We start from the raw sequence: 18,349 nt of genomic DNA, 5'->3' as shown, positions 1-18,349 counted from the left end.
GCCGGTTATGACGCTCTGCGTCATGCTTGGGACGCGGAGCGTCCCCGACTGCATTCCCACGCGGAGCGTGGGAACGATCCAACCCAGGCAGCCACTGTCTTACAGCCCGCCCGTAGCGTTGAAGCCCACACCCAGCACCGTCAACACCGACAGTGGCAACAACAAAGTATCGAGCAACGCACTAGCCGGCAGATCGAGATGGGGATAGCTCGGGGCCTCGGCACCAAAGCGGTCCTTGGCGCAGCAGCCACCATTGATCGCGTACAGATCCAGCCGCGTGCCGGCATACACCACCGGTGCGCCCGGTTGCGCCGCATCCAGCGTGCGCGCCGTGGCGCAGCCGGTAAGTTGCAGCGCCATCAACAGCAGCAGCGCTTTATTCATCGCCGCCCAGATGGTGCTCACCCCAACGCGGCAGCATGTCCTGGGGAATGTTCAACAGGTTGAGAATGCGCGCCACCACAAAGTCCACTAGGTCATCGATGGTCTGCGGCTGGTGATAGAAGCCAGGCGACGCGGGCAGAATGGTCACGCCCATATTCGACAACTTGAGCATGTGCTCCAGGTGAATGCTCGAATACGGCGCTTCGCGCGGCACCAGGATCAATTGGCGGCGCTCCTTCAGGGTCACGTCTGCCGCCCGTTCGATCAGGTTATTGCAGGCGCCCGTGGCAATCGCCGACAAGGTGCCGGTGGAACATGGCACCACCACCATGGCCGCCGGCGCACCGGAGCCTGAAGCCACCGGCGACATCCAGTCCTCTTTGCCGTAGACCTTGATCTGCCCCGCCGCCGCACCGGTGTACTCGGTAAGGAACGCCTGCATCGTCTGCACCTTGGACGGCAGCGCGACATCGGTCTCGGTCGCCAGCACCAACTGCGCCGCCTTGGAGATCAGAAAATGCACCTCACGGTCTTCACGCACCAGGCAATCGAGCAGGCGCAGGCCATAGGGCGCACCGGATGCGCCGGTCATCGCCAGGGTAATGCGTTCCGGCCCGCTCATTTCAGTGCCTCGGCCAGCTTGCCGTGCAGGCCGCCGAAGCCGCCGTTGCTCATGACCACCACGTGCGTGCCGGGCTGGGCCAAGGACTTCACCTGCTCAATGATGCCTTCGAGCGAATCGCAGACTGTCGAGGGTACGGTGCACAGCGCAGCAATCGCGGGCAAATCCCAGCCAAGGTTGGCCGGTGCATACCACACCACCTGGTCGGCATCGTTGACGCTTTCAGGCAAGCCATCACGGTGCGCGCCGAGCTTCATGGAGTTGGAACGCGGTTCGACGATGGCGATGATCTGCGCATCGCCCACGCGCTTGCGCAGGCCATCCAGGGTGGTGGCAATTGCGGTTGGGTGGTGGGCAAAGTCGTCGTAAATGGTAATCCCCTTCACGTCGGCGACTTTCTCCATGCGCCGCTTCACACTCTTGAATGCGCTCAAGGCGGCGATGCCCATGGCCGGCACCACGCCGACATGCCGAGCGGCAGCCAGGCTCACCAAGGCGTTGGCCACGTTGTGCTGGCCAGTCATGCCCCAGTCGACGATGCCTTGGGCCTGGCCTTCGAACAGCACTTCAAACCGCGAACCGTCGTCGCTGAGCAACCTGGCCTGCCACTGCCCACCCGCGCCGGTAGTTTGCACCGGGGTCCAGCAGCCCATGTCGATCACACGCTGCAACGCAGGCTCGGTGGTGGGATGAATGACCAGGCCTTCGCTGGGAATGGTGCGCACCAAGTGATGGAACTGCCGCTCAATCGCCGGCAGATCGGGGAAGATATCCGCGTGATCAAACTCAAGGTTGTTGAGGATCGCCGTGCGCGGGCGGTAGTGGACGAACTTGGAGCGCTTGTCAAAAAAGGCGCTGTCGTATTCATCGGCCTCGATCACAAAAAACGGTGTCTCACCCAGGCGCGCCGACACCGAGAAGTTCTGCGGCACACCGCCAATCAGGAAGCCCGGGCTCATGCCCGCATGTTCCAGCACCCAGGCCAGCATGCTGCTGGTGGTGGTCTTACCATGAGTGCCCGCCACTGCCAGGACCCAACGGCCTTGCAGCACATGGTCGGCCAGCCACTGGGGGCCGGAGACGTAAGGCAAGCCATTGTTCAGTACGTATTCCACCGCCGGGTTGCCGCGCGACATAGCGTTGCCGATGACGACCAGGTCCGGCACCGGGTCGAATTGCGCGGGGTCGTAACCTTGGGTCAGCTCAATCCCTTGCGCCTGTAGCTGCGTGCTCATGGGTGGATAAACATTGGCATCGGAGCCTGTTACGTGATGGCCCAGCTCTTTGGCCAGAACCGCCATCGAACCCATGAACGTACCGCAGATACCCAGAATATGAATGTGCATAGTCGACCTCGTAAACATCGAGGCAGGTTAGCGTAGGGTGGGAAAGTTCGCACGCATTAGCTGAGGGCGAAACGCCCGCCGGTAGGATCCGGCGGGCAAAAGGGATGACTTAAACCTTGGTGCCCGCGTTGTTAAGCTCAGCGCCTTTCAAGGTCATGATTCGGTCAGCGGTTTTTTTCAAGGCGTGGTACCGACGCTCGATCGCGCCTAAGCGGCCACCGGTACCAGGGGACGTTTGCGACTCGACGTGAGGTTTGAAAATCAGCTCGTTGTCCTCGGCCAGTTGTTTCATATGGGTTTCTGAAACGTCCAGTAACTGCTCAAGGTTACTCATGCGTGCGCCGCGCTCCTTGGGCCAGTCGTCGCCCATGACAAGCCGGTCTCCGGTGTTTCCCGCCAGCGTGATGATGAGATTGGCAAACTCCACCATCACTTTTTCTATGCGATCCAGATGGCGTGTGGCCCCAGGCGCAGGCTCATCGGGTGTGGATGGCGTAACGGCTGGCGGCGCTGGCTTCTGATCGGCCTGCACAACGCCAGGCAAATGCGGTGGCGGTGGCGCCACTGGCGACGGTACGTATTGGCCCTTGATCGCTTCCCCCGCAGCCACGGACCCGGCATATGCGCCCACATTGATCGGCGCGCTGACCATGCCATTGATGCCTGCGTTGATGAACGCGTCCTTAATCATCTTGCCGGTAGAGGGCGATGTAGAAATAACGCCCGCCTTGACCAGCCTGTCGGCATCCAACAGCCGCTGGGTGACATCGGCCACACTGACCTTGGGCGATTCCGCCGGCTTCAAAGGGATGGTCCCACCGACAGGGGGTGTCTGAGGCCCCTTGGTCAGCGCGTCCTTGAGCTTACTGGCAGTCGACTGGCCTGAACTGCCCGCGGTCACACTGGTGCCAGGGATGACCTCGTTTGTCGTCGGTTTTTTCCCTCCCGCCGGGGTTTGGGGCCGGGTGGGCGTGGGACTGACCGGGGCAGGCGGTACCCTGGGCGACGGCGTAGGCGACACGGGAGGCGTGTGCCGGGACCCGCCCCCGAATATCCGGCCGAAGATTCCACGCTTGACGCGCACCTTTGGCGTTTGATCTGCCTGCGGCTCAGACAGCTGCGTGCCAGGCTCAGGCTCAGGCTCAAGGGGGTGCATCGGTTCGCCCCAGCCCGCCATTAAGGGTTGCGGTGCAGACGTGGGCGTAACATCAAGTTGAACAGGGAGTTGTGGCACAGGAGTCGTTATTGGACTTGTAATATTCATGTGTTGTCACCCTAGAAGTTTCAAACAACGGTGTTTAAGGGCAAGTGATGCTCTGCCCTTATTCCATCAGTGCTTAAAACAACGCGCCACGTTCCGGGACGACGTGAGTGCGTAGAGCGATAAAAAACCTTAAATCACGTGGGACGAAAAACAAGTAGTTCGCAATAACTGAGTTATTCCGACAACTGTCGCGCCCCTAATGCATAACCTCCCGTGAAATCCCATGTTTGCGTAACTTGCGGTACAGCGTATTGCGACTGACGCCCAACTGTTCAGCCACATGGCTCATATGCCAGCGCTGCTGCGCCAACGCGTTGAGTAATGCCTGGCGCTCGGCGCTCTCCAGCGGCGAGGCGCACGGCGCATCCCCCCTCTCCCCCTGGGGCCGCACCTGTCGAATCAACGCCGGCAAGTCCTCAAGCCCGACTCGCCCGCCCTCACAAAGCGCCACGACTGTGCGCAACACCGTACGCAACTGCCGCAGGTTTCCCGGCCAATGGAATGCCAACAAGGCTTGGCGCGCAGGCTCGTCGAGCATCACCTGCTCGGTGCCCGCCTCTTGGGCCAGGAGGAAGTCCAACAGTTGCGACTTGTCAGTGCGTTCGCGCAACGGCGGCAGCGCCACTTCCAAGCCGTTCAAACGGTAATACAGGTCTTCGCGAAAGCTGCCATCGGCCACACGCTCCAGCAAATTGCGATGCGTGGCGCTGATGATGCGCACGTTCACAGCTTGGGGTTCACCACCGATAGGCACCACCAGGCGGTCTTCCAGCACCCTTAACAGGCGGGTTTGCAGCGCCAGGGGCATGTCGCCGATTTCGTCGAGAAACAGCGTGCCGCCGTCGGCCTGCTGCAGCTTGCCGCGCATGCCTTCTTTAAGGGCTCCGGTGAAACTGCCGGCGCGATAGCCAAACAGTTCGCTCTCGATCAGGTTTTCTGGAATCGCCGCACAGTTCAGTGCGACAAAGGCCTTGTCGCCCCGCTGGCTGGATTGATGAACGGCCTTGGCGAAGGCCTCTTTACCGCAGCCGGTTTCGCCATTGATCAGCAATGGCACGTCGCGCTCGAACACTCGCGAGGCCTTGCGCAACTCATTTTGCAACGCCGGGTCACCCAGGCAGATACCCAATGGGCGTGACGCCTGCGGCTTGATGATAGCGGCCGGCACCGCGCGGGGCTGGCCTCGCAGCGCTGCAAACAGAGGCCGACCCTCGCGGGTGCGCAGCGGCCAACTGGCCGTGGCATTGGCGCTGGCCCGCCCCAGCAACTGGTCCAGGGAACAGTCGAAAAACGCTTCCACCGGCTGGCCCACCAAACCGCCGCGCAACTGCCCCAACAGGTTCAAGGCGCTCTGGTTGACCGCACAAATGCGCCCTTCGCCATCAAACGCCAATAGCCCTTCGCTGAACAACCCGACCGACTCGGCCTGCAGGTGAAAACGCAACAGCCAGTGGTGTTCGAAGTGGCGCAGGAAGTAGCAACTTTCGATCATCTTGGCCGACAGGTTCACCAGCGCCATGGTGTGGAACTGGCTCTGGCGCGACACGGCTTCGCGGGCCGAAGACACATCCAGCACCGCCAGCAATTCACCATGAGGGTCGAACACTGGGCTGGCCGAACAGGTCAGCCCGGTATGGCGGCCGCGAAAGTGTTCGTCACGGTGGATCGTCAACGACTGCCGTTCCACCAGGCAGGTGCCGATGCCGTTGGTGCCTTCGCACGCTTCGCTCCAGTCAGCGCCCAGCCATAAGCCAGCGCGCTCGAAGATCTTGCGCTCCGACGGCGCGGTGACACAGTTGAGGATCACCCCACGCGCATCGGTGAGCAGCACCGCGTGACCGGCGCCGGAAAGCTGTTGATGCAGGCTGTTCATTTCGCTGCCGGCGATGTGCAGCACTTGGCGCAGGCGCTCGCGACTTTCCAGCAGGCGCCCGTGTTCGAGCACAGTGGGCGCGATGGTCAGCGCCGGGTCGAGGTGGTAGTCCTCTACACAGCGCAGCCAGGAGCGGGCGATGGACGGGTCGCTGCCCGGCCCCTGGGAAAGCTCTTGGCCCCGGGTGACGGTCAAGACTTGCTGGGCATGGCGACTGAAATGATCGTTATGCATGTTCTTATTATTCTCCCTGCGTGAGAACGCCCAGCATCCCCCAGCCATCCGGCCATTGCAATCCCGGCCCGACCCACCGGTCACAGGCTGTACCGTTTGTGGCACAAACTGTCACCTCGCCTGTATCACCCCTGTCACGGCAACGCCTTGCAACAAAGCCCAACCCCTTGATTTTGCGGGCTCGCACAGCAGTGGCCCAACCTTTGCTCTACGCTTTATAACGCGCTTGCCGCGCTGTACTCCAATAAACATAAAAGCAGGAGATGCCCACCATGCGTTATGCACACCCCGGTACTGAAGGCGCCATCGTTTCGTTCAAGGCCAAATACGGCAACTACATCGGCGGCGAGTTCGTGGCGCCGGTCGATGGCAACTACTTCTCCAATACCTCGCCGGTCAACGGCAAGCCGATTGCCGACTTCCCGCGCTCCACCGCCAAAGACATCGACAAGGCGCTGGACGCCGCTCACGCAGCCGCCGATGCCTGGGGCAAAACCTCGGCCCAGGACCGTTCGCTGGTGCTGCTGAAAATCGCCGATCGCATCGAGCAAAACCTCGAACTGCTGGCCATTACCGAAACCTGGGACAACGGCAAGGCCGTGCGTGAAACCCTCAACGCCGACATCCCCCTGGCCGCCGACCACTTCCGTTACTTCGCCGGCTGCATCCGCGCCCAGGAAGGCAGCAGCGCAGAAATCAACGAACTCACCGCCGCCTACCACTTCCACGAACCGCTGGGCGTGGTCGGCCAGATCATCCCGTGGAACTTCCCGCTGCTGATGGCCGCGTGGAAACTCGCGCCAGCCCTGGCCGCCGGTAACTGCGTGGTGCTCAAGCCCGCCGAGCAAACGCCGCTGGGCATCAGCGTGCTGATGGAGCTGATCGGCGACCTGCTGCCACCGGGCGTGCTGAACGTGGTGCACGGTTTTGGCAAGGAAGCCGGCGAAGCCCTCGCCACCAGCAAGCGCATCGCCAAGATCGCCTTTACCGGCTCAACGCCTGTGGGCTCGCACATCATGCATGCGGCGGCCGAGAACATCATTCCGTCCACGGTAGAGTTGGGCGGCAAGTCGCCGAACATCTTCTTCGCCGACATCATGAAAGCGGAACCTGCATTCATCGAAAAAGCCGCCGAAGGCCTGGTGCTGGCGTTCTTCAACCAGGGCGAAGTGTGCACCTGCCCTTCCCGTGCACTGGTGGAAGAGTCGATCTACGAAGACTTCATGAAAGTGGTGATGAAAAAGGTCGAGTCGATCAAGCGAGGCGACCCGCTGGACACCGACACCATGGTCGGCGCCCAGGCGTCCGAACAGCAGTTCGACAAGATCCTGTCCTACCTGGAAATCGCCAAGGGTGAAGGCGCGCAACTGCTCACCGGCGGCAAGGTCGAGAAGCTCACGGGCGATCTGGCCACCGGTTATTACATCCAGCCGACCCTGCTCAAGGGCACCAACGATATGCGTGTGTTCCAGGAAGAAATCTTCGGCCCGGTGGTGAGTATCACCACCTTCAAGGACGAAGCCGAAGCCCTGGCGATTGCCAACGACACCGAGTTCGGCCTGGGCGCAGGCCTGTGGACCCGCGACATCAACCGCGCCTACCGCATGGGCCGGGCCATCAAGGCTGGCCGCGTGTGGACCAACTGCTACCACCTGTACCCGGCGCATGCTGCGTTTGGCGGTTACAAGAAGTCTGGCGTGGGCCGTGAGACCCACAAGATGATGTTGGATCACTACCAGCAGACCAAGAACTTGCTGGTGAGCTACGACATTAATCCGCTGGGCTTTTTCTAACTCAGCCTTATAGCAAGCAACCAGCTCCCAACTTGAAACGCAATCAAGTGTGGGAGCTGGCTTGCCTGCGAAGGCGGTGTCTCAGCCAAATAAGGGCTAGCTGACAGGTCGCTATCGCAGGCAAGCCTGCTCCCACATTTGATATCACACGCAATTGCTACCTCGTTCGGCACACAGACGCCGAGTCAAAAACAATAAGAATGGAAGGTACTTCCCATGCCTAGCGAACCCACTGGTTCTTCTGTCGACTTTGAAAAAGTCGGCACCGATTACTTTCAACAACGCGAACTGAAAAAAGGCGCCGCCGGCTGGGTATTACTGGTTGGCCTGGGCGTCGCCTATGTTATTTCCGAAGACTACGCCGGCTGGAACTTCGGCCTGGCCCAGGGCGGTTGGGGCGGTATGTTCCTCGCTACTTTGCTGATGGCCACCATGTACCTGTGCATGTGCTTTTCCCTGGCCGAATTGTCTTCCATGATCCCTACTGCTGGCGGCGGCTACGGTTTTGCCCGCAGCGCTTTCGGCCCCTGGGGCGGGTTCCTGACCGGCACTGCCATCCTTATCGAATACGCCATCGCGCCCGCCGCCATCGCGGTGTTTATCGGCGCCTATTGCGAGTCGCTATTCGGCATTGGCGGCTGGATGATCTACCTGGCGTTCTACATCATCTTTATCGGCATCCACATTTTTGGTGTGGGTGAAGCCTTGAAGCTGATGTTTGTGATCACCGCCGTCGCCGCGATCGCCCTAGGCGTGTTCCTGGTGTCGATGGTGCCGCACTTCAACGTCGCCAATCTGCTCGACATACCCGTGACCGAGGCCAAGGGCGCCAGCAGCTTCCTGCCGTTCGGCTACGTCGGCGTGTGGGCCGCGATCCCTTATGCCATCTGGTTTTTCCTGGCAGTGGAAGGTGTGCCGCTGGCCGCTGAAGAAACCAAGAACCCCAAGCGCGACCTGCCGCGTGGGCTGATTGGCGCGATTGTGGTGCTGACCAGTTTTGCCCTGTTGATCCTGGTGATCGCGCCGGGCGGTGCGGGCACTTATGCGCTGATCAAATCCGGCAACCCACTGGTTGAAGCCTTGGCGTTGTCCTACGGCGGTTCCACGTGGATGGGCAGCTTCGTCAACCTGGTCGGCCTGGCCGGTTTGATCGCGAGCTTTTTCTCGATCATCTACGCCTATTCGCGGCAGATCTTTGCCTTGTCCCGTGCCGGTTACCTGCCGCGCAAATTGTCCGAGACCAACAAGAGCAAGGCGCCGGTATTGGCGCTGGTGATCCCCGGGATTATCGGCTTTGGCCTGTCGCTGACCGGTCAGGGTGACTTGCTGATCCTGGTGGCGGTGTTTGGCGCTACGATTTCCTACGTGTTGATGATGGCCGCCCACATCACCCTGCGCATCCGTCGCCCTAAAATGGAGCGGCCATACCGCACGCCGGGTGGCATCTTCACCTCGGGTGTGGCGCTGGTGCTGGCCTGCGTGGCCGTGGTGGCGGGCTTTCTGGTGGACCCGCGCGTGGTGATTGGCGCGGCGATCATCTATGGAGTATTAATTGCTTACTTTGCTTTCTACAGCCGGCATCACTTGGTAGCAGGCACCCCGGAAGAGGAATTCGCGGCGATCCAGGCCGCAGAGGCCGCCTTGCACTAACTGCCGAAAACCTCGACGCGGCGCCTTGCACACAGCAGGCCCGCGTCATCAAGGAGACACTGTATGGCAAGCTTTTCCCACGCGGTGGGTGCTCAAACCTACCGTTTCGACAGCCTCAAGGACGTGATGGCCAAGGCCAGCCCCGCACGCTCCGGGGACTTCCTCGCCGGTGTCGCCGCGCAGAATGACGGTGAGCGTGTGGCGGCGCAGATGGCGCTGGCAAATATCCCGCTCAAGCACTTCCTGCAGGAAGCATTGATTCCTTATGAAAGCGATGAAGTCACCCGGCTGATCATCGACACCCACGATAAACAGGCGTTTGCAGCGGTCAGCCACCTCACGGTCGGCGGCCTGCGCGACTGGCTGCTCAGCGATGCGGCCGATGAACAGGCCCTACGCGCCTTGGCGCCAGGGCTGACACCGGAAATGGCCGCGGCCGTGTCCAAGATCATGCGCGTGCAAGACCTGGTGCTGGTGGCGCAAAAGATCCGCGTGGTCACCCAGTTTCGCGGCACCCTGGGCCTGCGCGGGCGCTTGTCTACGCGCTTGCAGCCCAACCACCCCACCGACGAACCCGCTGGCATCGCCGCGAGCATTCTCGACGGCCTGCTGTACGGCAACGGCGACGCCATGATCGGCATCAACCCGGCCACCGACAGCATCGCCTCAATCTGCGCCATGCTGGAGATGCTCGACGCGATTATCCAGCGCTATGAGATTCCCACCCAGGCCTGCGTGCTGACCCACGTCACCACCTCCATCGAAGCGATCAACCGCGGCGTCCCCCTGGACCTGGTGTTTCAGTCGATTGCCGGTACCGAAGCGGCCAATGCCAGTTTCGGGATCAACCTCAACGTGCTGCAGGAAGGTTATGACGCGGGCTTGAGCCTCAAGCGCGGCACCCTGGGCCAGAACCTGATGTACTTCGAAACCGGCCAGGGCAGCGCCTTGTCGGCCAATGCGCACTTTGGCGTCGACCAGCAAACCTGTGAAACCCGTGCCTACGCCGTGGCGCGGCACTTCAAGCCGTTTCTGGTGAACACCGTGGTCGGCTTTATCGGCCCGGAGTACCTGTACAACGGCAAGCAGATTATCCGCGCCGGCCTTGAAGACCACTTCTGCGGCAAGCTGCTCGGCGTGCCCATGGGGTGCGACATCTGCTACACCAACCACGCCGAAGCCGACCAAGACGACATGGACACCCTGCTGACCCTGCTCGGCGTGGCCGGCATCAACTTCATCATGGGCATCCCCGGCTCCGACGACATCATGCTCAACTACCAGACCACCTCGTTCCACGACGCCCTGTACGCCCGGCAAACACTGGGTTTAAAACCAGCGCCGGAGTTCGAGCAGTGGCTGGCGAAAATGGGCATCTTCACGCAGGCTGATGGCAAGGTGCATTTTGGCAACAGCCTGCCACCGGCCTTCCGCCACGCCTTGGCGCAATTGGGATGAAGGAGCCGACTGTGCAACCAGAATTGCCTGACAACCCGTGGCTGGAACTGCGCCGCCTCACCCCGGCGCGTATTGCCCTGGGCCGCACCGGCACCAGCCTTCCCACCAGCGCCCAACTGGACTTCCAGTTTGCCCACGCCCAGGCGCGGGACGCGGTGCACCTGCCGTTCGATCACGCCGGGCTCAGCCACCAACTGGCCGAACGTGGCCGAGACAGCCTGTTATTGCACAGCGCCGCCACGGACCGGCACATGTACTTGCAACGCCCGGACCTGGGGCGACGCCTGAGTGATGAGTCAGCGCGAACCCTTCGCGACTACGCTTCGGCCCAGCCTGGTGGTGTGGACTTGGCCATCGTGGTAGCCGATGGCCTGTCGGCACTGGCGGTGCATAAACACACAGCGCCGTTTCTGGCGCGCCTGGAAGAACAGACCCACGCCGAAGGCTGGTCCTTGTCACCGGTGATCCTGGTGGAGCAAGGCCGCGTGGCGGTGGCCGATGAAATCGGGCAGCTACTGGGCGCCAAGATGGTGGTGATCCTGATCGGCGAACGGCCGGGGCTCAGCTCGCCGGACAGCCTGGGTCTATATTTCACCTACAACCCCAAGGTCGGCCTCACCGATGCCTATCGCAACTGCATCTCCAACGTGCGGCTGGAAGGCTTGAGTTATGGCATGGCGGCCCATCGCCTGCTGTACTTGATGCGAGAGGCGTGTCGCCGGCAGTTGTCGGGGGTCAATCTCAAGGATGAGGCACAGGTTCAGACCCTCGAATCGGACGACCCGGACCTGATGAAGGGCAATTTCCTGCTCAGCCCGGCAGATGACCGATAGCGGTACGATTGCGCTTTTTGGCGTCATTAGGCAGCATCGAGTCACGGCCGCTCGTGTGGTCATACCCATTTGGAAGTTGAGGCCTGGCATGCGGATTACTCAAGCGACCCTGGAACACCTGGACCTGTTGACCCCGTTGTTCGTCAAATACCGCGAGTTCTACGGGGCCTTGCCGTTCCCGGACTCGTCACGGGCCTTTTTGGAAAAGCGCCTGCGGCGCAAGGAATCGGTGATCTACCTGGCCCTGGCCGACGATGACGACAAGCGACTGCTGGGGTTTTGCCAGCTGTACCCGAGCTTTTCTTCGCTGTCGCTCAAGCGGGTGTGGATCCTCAACGACATCTATGTGGCCGAGGACGCACGCCGGCAACTGGTGGCGGACAACCTGATGCGCACGGCCAAAAAAATGGCCAAGGACACCCACGCGGTGCGGTTGCGGGTATCGACCAGCAGCGATAACGAGGTGGCGCAGAAGACCTACGAGTCGATTGGGTTTCGCGAAGACACCGAATTCAAAAACTACGTGTTGCCGATCAACGAAGACTGAAAACCAGTCAGCCAAACACCGCAATACTCTTGTGGGAGCTGGCTTGCCTGCGATGACGGAGTGTCAGCGAGCATTTCTCATACTGACCCACCGCTATCGCAGGCAAGCCAGCTCCCACATTGGGTCCGGCGACTGGCTTGAAGCCCAACCCCTTCACAATTTCGCGACACTCCCCGCTACAAAAGCCACACGCTTTTCACCTCTCAATCCGTATAATGCCGACCTTTCAGGGTTGTAAGAACCGCGACAATTACTTGTAGCCTTATTGCCTGAGCCTCCGCACAAGCCCGCTGAGCCGGGCTATTCACACAGGTGCCATCCATGGATTTCAACCCGCTCGACCTTATCCTGCATCTCGACGTCTACCTCGACATGCTGGTAACCAATTACGGTCCGTGGATCTACGCCATTCTGTTCCTGGTGATTTTTTGCGAAACCGGCCTGGTGGTCATGCCCTTCCTGCCGGGCGACTCCTTGCTGTTTATCGCCGGTGCCGTCGCGGCCGGTGGCGGTATGGACCCAGTCCTGCTGGCCGGCCTGCTGATGCTGGCGGCCATCCTCGGCGACAGCACCAACTATGTGATCGGACGAACGGCGGGCGAGCGCTTGTTCAGCAACCCGAACTCGAAAATCTTCCGCCGCGACTACCTGCAAAAAACCCACGATTTCTACGACAAGCACGGCGGCAAGACCGTGACCCTGGCGCGCTTCCTGCCGATCCTGCGCACCTTCGCGCCGTTCGTCGCGGGCGTGGCCAAGATGCCGTACCCGCGCTTCTTTGGCTTCAGCGTACTGGGCACCATCCTGTGGGTCGGCGGCCTGGTGACCTTGGGTTACTTCTTCGGCAACGTGCCTTTTATCAAGAAGAACCTGTCGCTGCTGGTGGTGTTCATCATCCTGCTGTCCCTGGTGCCGATGATTATTGGCGTAGTGCGCAGCCGCTTTGGCCGCACGTCCTCCGAAGCCAACCCGCACTGATTGCCCGTGTGGTCCTTCAGCGCCTGGCGTCGCCGGCGCCTGCTGGCCAAGCACCCGATTGCCGATGACACCTGGCAACGGGTGCGCCACCACCTGACCTTCCTCGACGGCATCACGCCGGAGCAAGACCAGTGGTTGCGCGAAGCCTGCGTGGTGTTCCTCAGTGAAAAACACCTCACCGCCCTGCCCGGCGTCGAACTGCACCAGGAACAACGCCTGCTGCTCGCCGCCCAGGCGCAACTGCCGCTGATGAACCTGGGCGACCTCGACTGGTACCAGGGCTTTCATGAGATCGTGCTGTACCCCGACGACTTCCTCAGCCCACAACGCCATCGCGATGCCAGCGGCGTCGAACACGAGTGGGACGGCGAACACAGCGGCGAAGCCTGGCAACAGGGCCCGGTGATCCTCGCCTGGCCCGGCGTGCTCGCCAGCGGCCAATGGGAAGGCTACAACCTGGTCATCCACGAACTGGCGCACAAGCTGGACATGCTCAACGGCGACGCCAACGGCCTGCCGCCCCTGCACCACGACATGCGCGTGCAGGACTGGGCCAGCGTCATGCAAGGCGCCTTCGATGACCTCAACCGCCAGCTGGACGCCAACCCGGACGCCGAGACCGAGATAGACCCTTACGCCGCGGAAAACCCGGCGGAGTTCTTTGCCGTCACCAGCGAGTATTTCTTCAGCGCCCCGGATTTACTGGTCAACAGCTATCCAGAGGTGTACGCCCAACTCAGCCGCTTTTATCGCCAGGATCCGCTGGCCCGCCTGGCCCAACTGCAAGCCTGCGACCCGCGCTACTCGCCACAGAGCGAATGACCGTACGACGCTTGGCGCATGGCATCGGCGTCAGAATATGCCTATAATCGCCGCCACTTTTAGGCCAATCCGGCCATGTCATATGGCCAACTAACGGGGGCAACGCCCAATGAGCTACAGCAAGATTCCGGCTGGCAAAGACCTGCCGAACGACATCTACGTCGCCATCGAAATTCCGGCCAACCACGCGCCGATCAAATACGAAATCGACAAAGACAGCGACTGCCTGTTCGTTGACCGTTTCATGGCCACCCCGATGTTCTACCCGGCCAACTACGGTTTTATCCCCAACACCCTGGCTGACGACGGTGACCCCCTCGACGTGCTGGTGGTGACCCCTTACCCGGTCACCCCAGGCTCGGTCATCCGCGCGCGCCCAGTTGGCATCCTGAACATGACCGACGACGGCGGCGGCGATGCCAAAGTCATCGCAGTGCCACACGACAAGCTGTCCCAGCTGTACGTGGACGTGAAGGAATACACCGACCTGCCGCCACTGCTGCTGGAACAGATCAAGCACTTCTTCGAGAACTACAAAGACCTCGAAAAAGGCAAATGGGTGAAGATCGACGGTTGGGGCAACGCAGACGCTGCCCGCGCCGAGATCATGAAGTCGGTTGCCGCCTACAAAGGCTGATACCCGCGCCTCATTGCCACGGCAAATAAAAAGCCCCGTTAATTCGGGGCTTTTTTATGGGCCGGATTAAACATCAAGTTCAATGTTTATTTGCAGCGTTTAACTAACTTGCACACCTGAAAGATCCCGCCACAACTAAGCCAAATCCTACAACTGCAAATCAACGCATGGTTTATTTGATTAGACTTTCCGGCCAGTAAACTCTGCGTTTATGAATACATCAGGTGATCGTTTAAAAGCGCTACTACGGGAAGTTCATCTTTCCGCCTCCGACTTCGCCAAGAACCGCGGCGTCACGCCTCAGCACGTGAACAACTGGTTCAAACGCGGCGTCCCCATGGGCCGACTCAACGAGATCGCAGAGTTGCTGTGCGTCTCAAGTCGCTGGTTAAGCGACGGCAAAGGCCCCAAACACCCGCCCGCCAACTACCTGTTGGAAGGCCCCACCGCAAGGATTGCAACCGCCCGCGAAGACACCGGCAAATACCTCACAGGCCCCGCCTGCCGCCCGGAAAAAACCGACGTGGAGATCCCCCTCCACCCCACCTTCACCTCAACCGAACGCATCCGCGTCTCCCTGCACAGCCTGGAAACCCTCAACGTCAACCCCGACCGCGCCATAGGCGCCTACATGGTCGACAACAGCATGATCGACATTATCCAACAAGGCGCCACCCTCGCCATCGACCGAGGCCGCACCCAAATCATCGATGGCGAAATCTACGCCGTCGAACATGACGGCATGCTGCGCATCAAATACCTCTACAACCGCCCTGGCGGTGGCCTGCGCATGCGCAGCCACAACGCCAGCGAACACCCGGACGAATACCTCAACCACGAGGAACGCTTCGAGCAAAGCTTCAAAATCGTCGGCTGGGTATTCTGGTGGTCCACCCTCAACAACCGCCGCCCACCGGTGCCCCTGGATGAACACCTGCTGGGCTGGGAAGGCTCTAAATCGGAACCGGAGGTGGGCAACTGAAGTGAATGTGGGTATCATGCGCCGCACATTTGGCAGGGGTCGCTTTTAGCTGATTCCCTGCCGGCGAAGCGGAGGAGTTCCCGCGGATGCCCCTACTATTCAGCCCGACGCCATGTGGGCTGAGCGATTTGAAGGCTGGTGAGGTTTGTCAAAAACAAGCTGAGGCAGTCCCCGAGAAGCCGGCCACAAGCCGGCTTTTTAATGCCTGTAAGAATGCAGTTCAATTGCCCAACAGCTGCTGGACAATTGAATCGTCAACAAAAGCGGGCAGGTATCCTACCCACCCTTTAATACGCGTCATTTAGGCTGCAAACACTCCACAGCCCTATCCGCCACCATCTTCGCCATCTCCACCAAATGCATCACCGCCCTCTGTGGCGCAGCCACTGACTCGCCGATCACCTGCGACGTAGCCAGCGCACAATGCAGCAGCTCAGCCACCTGCACCCAGGCATCCTCGAAGCTCAGTTCTTCATTGACCGTAAATGGGTTGGTTGCGCCTGACGACGGCGAATCCGAAACAACGTTATCCATAGCAAAACTCCAATCGATAATTTGAAGCTGCCAATTACGCGACTAAACGAAAGGTGGCAGCTGTACGCAGGTTAGTCGACCGGTCGATTGGAACCCGGCGCACCCGAAGGTGCCCTGCGCACAGCCACCATAAGATGCAGGCGATGAGGTGCCTGACTCATGAGTTGCATATGCGCCAATCGAATCCGGGCGACTAAACCCGATCACTGAATTAGCAGTGACGGTCAGCAGCCTAGTCACCCAATTCCACTGGCGCAAGCGGTTGGGATTCTCTCGGAAACGTCCTGCAAATGAAAGGGATCGGACCTGCTGGCTACTCAAAATCAGGCAATTCACTCCTGTTCTGCACAGCAAGCCGGAGGCCTGAAATCGGGCGCCAACCATTGTCCACTTTAAGTTGACAGTAAGACGCCTCCCACCCGATTTATCCCTCGTCACCCACCCATTAATCTGTGCCCATGTTGAACGCAACGCCCAACCAACCTAAACAAAAAAAGGATTCAACCATGAGCGCTCCAACCTACAACCGCTTGAACAAAGACGACGCCATTGTTCTGCTGGTCGACCACCAGACCGGCCTGATCTCCCTGGTGCAGGACTTCTCCCCCAACGAGTTCAAGAACAACGTGCTGGCCCTGGCCGACCTGGCCAAGTTCTTCAACTTGCCGACCATCCTCACCACCAGTTTCGAGCAAGGCCCTAACGGCCCGCTGGTTCCAGAACTGAAGGAAATGTTCCCGGACGCGCCGTATATCGCTCGCCCTGGTCAGATCAACGCCTGGGACAACGAGGATTTCGTCAAGGCGATCAAGGCCACCGGGCGTAAGCAGATCATCATTGCCGGTGTGGTGACGGATGTGTGTGTGGCGTTCCCGACGTTGTCGGCGCTGGCGGAAGGCTTTGAGGTGTTTGTGGTGACGGATGCGTCGGGCACGTTCAACACCACGGTGCAGCAGGCGGCATGGAGCCGGATGACGCAGGCCGGTGCGCAGTTGATGAACTGGTTCTCGGTGGCGTGTGAGTTGCACCGCGACTGGCGCAACGATATCGAAGGGCTGGGGAATCTGTTGTCCCAGCGGATTCCTAACTATCGCAATTTGATGAATGGGTACGCGGCGCTGACAGCTCATCAGAAGTAAACCAGCCGAGCATCACAAAAGCCTGCCTTTAAGCGCAGGCTTTTTCATGGGCGAATGGTTCTGTTCAGCCTGAATCAGGACCCGTCAGACGTCCCTAATCCAAGATCAAGTGCGGCAGAAACCGGCTTGAGTCCTTGGTGATCAAGCTATTGTCCTCGCGCACGCCGATGCCGGCGGCCTGGTCGCCAATGACCCAGGAGCCGATCAGCGTGTAGCTGTCACCGAATTTTGGCAGCGGTGCGAACTCTTGAAGGATGAAGGGCGCATCCGTGTAGGGGCCGTCTTCTTTTACGATGAGGCCTTCGGCGGTTTGCAGTTCGATGTTGGCGCCCTCCCGTGAGAAGAAGGGTTTGCGCACCCAGCCCTTTGGCACGGCTTTGCCTGGATCGGTGTCCAGGTGGGACGCGAGCAGGTTGGGGTGGCCTGTGTTGAATTCCCACAGCAGCGGCAGGATGCCTTTGTTGGAAATAATGGATTTCCACGCGGGCTCGAAGAACTGTGTGTCGCTCTGGGCAATCGCGGCACCAAAGGGTTCGTGGAAGATGAACTCCCAGGCGTGCAGTTTGAACAGGTGGGGGATCCAGCGATCTTCAAGGTCGACGAAGCGGCCTTCGCTGGTCAAGCCGATGTCTTCGATGTCGATGTGGCGCGATTCGATGCCGACCTTTTCGGCGACCAGGCGCAGGTAGTCGGTGGTGCCTTTGTCTTCGATGGAGTCTTTCATCGAGGCGAAGTAGAACGGCTGGTTGACTTGCAGTTGCGCGAAGGCCTGGTGCAGTTTGGTGTCGATGCTGTTGAACTGGTCGGCGTGCTTGGGCAGCAGGCCGCGTTCGATGCATTGTTCCAGCCAGCCCCACTGAAATGCCGCGGCTTCGTAGAGGCTGGTGGGGGTGTCGTAGTTGAGTTCCAGCAACTTGGCGGGCCCGCTGCCGTTGTAGGAGAAGTCCATGCGCCCGTACAGGTGCGGGTGGCCTTCGAGCCATGAGGTGCGGATCATGTCGTAGAAAGGCGCGGGGATGCTCAGGCGTTCAAGCAGCTCTTCGCTGTGGACCACGCGGGCGACGAGGTCCATGCACATGTCATGGAGCTCGGTGGTCGGGTCTTCGAGGTCGCGCTCGATTTGCTTGAGCGTGAACTGGTAGTACGCGCTTTCGTCCCAGTAGGGTTCGTCGTCGATGGTATGGAACAGGAAGCCGAGACTCTCGGCGGTATGTTTCCAGTCATGACGCTCTGCGCATTGGATCTTCTTCATG

18 protein-coding genes are annotated in these 18,349 nt (G+C 60.3%); 11 read left to right on the top strand and 7 right to left on the bottom strand.

What is annotated here, in order from left to right; genetic code table 11:
* Nucleotides 1-99 precede the first annotated feature (99 nt).
* The 4 genes from QK296_RS17310 to QK296_RS17295 form a co-directional block, all read right to left on the bottom strand.
* Nucleotides 100-384 (bottom strand): YceK/YidQ family lipoprotein, encoded by a 285-nt coding sequence (locus QK296_RS17310; protein ID WP_003194502.1) that lies wholly within the window; start codon nt 382-384, stop codon nt 100-102.
* Nucleotides 377-1,006 (bottom strand): flavin prenyltransferase UbiX, encoded by a 630-nt coding sequence (gene ubiX / locus QK296_RS17305; protein ID WP_003194503.1) that lies wholly within the window; start codon nt 1,004-1,006, stop codon nt 377-379. Before ubiX ends, QK296_RS17310 begins: the two co-directional genes overlap by 8 nt.
* A complete protein-coding gene (gene mpl / locus QK296_RS17300; RefSeq protein WP_120248779.1) occupies nt 1,003-2,352 on the bottom strand; it encodes a UDP-N-acetylmuramate:L-alanyl-gamma-D-glutamyl-meso-diaminopimelate ligase in 1,350 nt (449 codons plus the stop codon). The genes ubiX and mpl overlap by 4 nt, the downstream gene beginning before the upstream one ends.
* A gap of 109 nt (nt 2,353-2,461) precedes the next feature.
* Complete coding sequence (locus QK296_RS17295; RefSeq protein WP_032901146.1) at nt 2,462-3,157, bottom strand: hypothetical protein; 696 nt, start codon at nt 3,155-3,157, stop codon at nt 2,462-2,464.
* 109 nt (nt 3,158-3,266) lie between these two features.
* Between QK296_RS17295 and QK296_RS17290 the strand changes: the two genes are divergently transcribed.
* Nucleotides 3,267-3,449, top strand: a complete 183-nt coding sequence (locus tag QK296_RS17290; protein ID WP_122993380.1) for a hypothetical protein — start codon at nt 3,267-3,269, stop codon at nt 3,447-3,449.
* 363 nt (nt 3,450-3,812) lie between these two features.
* Here the strand turns inward: QK296_RS17290 and QK296_RS17285 are convergent, their stop codons facing one another.
* Nucleotides 3,813-5,723, bottom strand: coding sequence for a sigma-54-dependent Fis family transcriptional regulator (locus tag QK296_RS17285; protein WP_169856595.1), 1,911 nt, complete (start codon nt 5,721-5,723; stop codon nt 3,813-3,815).
* A gap of 272 nt (nt 5,724-5,995) precedes the next feature.
* On the opposite strand from QK296_RS17285, the gene QK296_RS17280 reads away from it, so the two are divergent.
* The 9 genes from QK296_RS17280 (at nt 5,996) to QK296_RS17240 (ending at nt 15,423) form a co-directional block, all read left to right on the top strand.
* Nucleotides 5,996-7,516 carry an aldehyde dehydrogenase family protein gene (locus QK296_RS17280; RefSeq protein ID WP_003194513.1) on the top strand — a complete coding sequence of 507 codons (1,521 nt, stop codon included), beginning with the start codon at nt 5,996-5,998 and terminating at the stop codon, nt 7,514-7,516.
* A gap of 216 nt (nt 7,517-7,732) precedes the next feature.
* Nucleotides 7,733-9,166, top strand: a complete 1,434-nt coding sequence (eat, locus tag QK296_RS17275) for an ethanolamine permease (protein ID WP_282391124.1) — start codon at nt 7,733-7,735, stop codon at nt 9,164-9,166.
* A 63-nt stretch (nt 9,167-9,229) separates the two neighbouring features.
* The gene (locus QK296_RS17270) at nt 9,230-10,624 is read left to right on the top strand and encodes an ethanolamine ammonia-lyase subunit EutB (RefSeq protein WP_003194516.1); all 1,395 of its coding nucleotides are present in this window, start codon (nt 9,230-9,232) and stop codon (nt 10,622-10,624) included.
* Nucleotides 10,621-11,457, top strand: coding sequence for an ethanolamine ammonia-lyase subunit EutC (gene eutC / locus QK296_RS17265; protein ID WP_094774256.1), 837 nt, complete (start codon nt 10,621-10,623; stop codon nt 11,455-11,457). The genes QK296_RS17270 and eutC overlap by 4 nt, the downstream gene beginning before the upstream one ends.
* A gap of 88 nt (nt 11,458-11,545) precedes the next feature.
* Nucleotides 11,546-12,004, top strand: coding sequence for a GNAT family N-acetyltransferase (locus QK296_RS17260; RefSeq protein WP_003194520.1), 459 nt, complete (start codon nt 11,546-11,548; stop codon nt 12,002-12,004).
* Nucleotides 12,005-12,325: 321 nt separating this feature from the next.
* Nucleotides 12,326-12,982 (top strand): DedA family protein, encoded by a 657-nt coding sequence (locus QK296_RS17255; protein WP_003194521.1) that lies wholly within the window; start codon nt 12,326-12,328, stop codon nt 12,980-12,982.
* Nucleotides 12,983-12,988: 6 nt separating this feature from the next.
* Nucleotides 12,989-13,804: a M90 family metallopeptidase gene (locus tag QK296_RS17250; protein ID WP_003194523.1), complete on the top strand. Its 816-nt coding sequence runs from the start codon at nt 12,989-12,991 to the stop codon at nt 13,802-13,804.
* A 109-nt stretch (nt 13,805-13,913) separates the two neighbouring features.
* The gene (gene ppa / locus QK296_RS17245; protein WP_003176323.1) at nt 13,914-14,441 is read left to right on the top strand and encodes an inorganic diphosphatase; all 528 of its coding nucleotides are present in this window, start codon (nt 13,914-13,916) and stop codon (nt 14,439-14,441) included.
* 211 nt (nt 14,442-14,652) lie between these two features.
* The gene (locus QK296_RS17240; protein ID WP_003194525.1) at nt 14,653-15,423 is read left to right on the top strand and encodes a S24 family peptidase; all 771 of its coding nucleotides are present in this window, start codon (nt 14,653-14,655) and stop codon (nt 15,421-15,423) included.
* A gap of 297 nt (nt 15,424-15,720) precedes the next feature.
* On the opposite strand, the gene QK296_RS17235 is transcribed toward QK296_RS17240, so the two are convergent.
* Nucleotides 15,721-15,957: a hypothetical protein gene (locus tag QK296_RS17235; protein WP_169856594.1), complete on the bottom strand. Its 237-nt coding sequence runs from the start codon at nt 15,955-15,957 to the stop codon at nt 15,721-15,723.
* 506 nt (nt 15,958-16,463) lie between these two features.
* On the opposite strand from QK296_RS17235, the gene ycaC reads away from it, so the two are divergent.
* Entirely contained in the window at nt 16,464-17,096 is a 633-nt protein-coding gene (ycaC, locus tag QK296_RS17230; RefSeq protein WP_003194533.1) for an isochorismate family cysteine hydrolase YcaC, read from the top strand.
* Between the two features lie 94 nt (nt 17,097-17,190).
* On the opposite strand, the gene QK296_RS17225 is transcribed toward ycaC, so the two are convergent.
* Entirely contained in the window at nt 17,191-18,348 is a 1,158-nt protein-coding gene (locus QK296_RS17225) for a glutathionylspermidine synthase family protein (RefSeq protein ID WP_169856593.1), read from the bottom strand.
* Nucleotide 18,349 lies beyond the last annotated feature (1 nt).

Origin of the sequence: Pseudomonas sp. AL10, assembly GCF_029960685.1 — a bacterium.
GTDB lineage: Bacteria > Pseudomonadota > Gammaproteobacteria > Pseudomonadales > Pseudomonadaceae > Aquipseudomonas > Aquipseudomonas lactis.
Note: the sequence above shows the minus strand (reverse complement) of the source record. Positions and strands in the feature narration are given on the sequence as shown.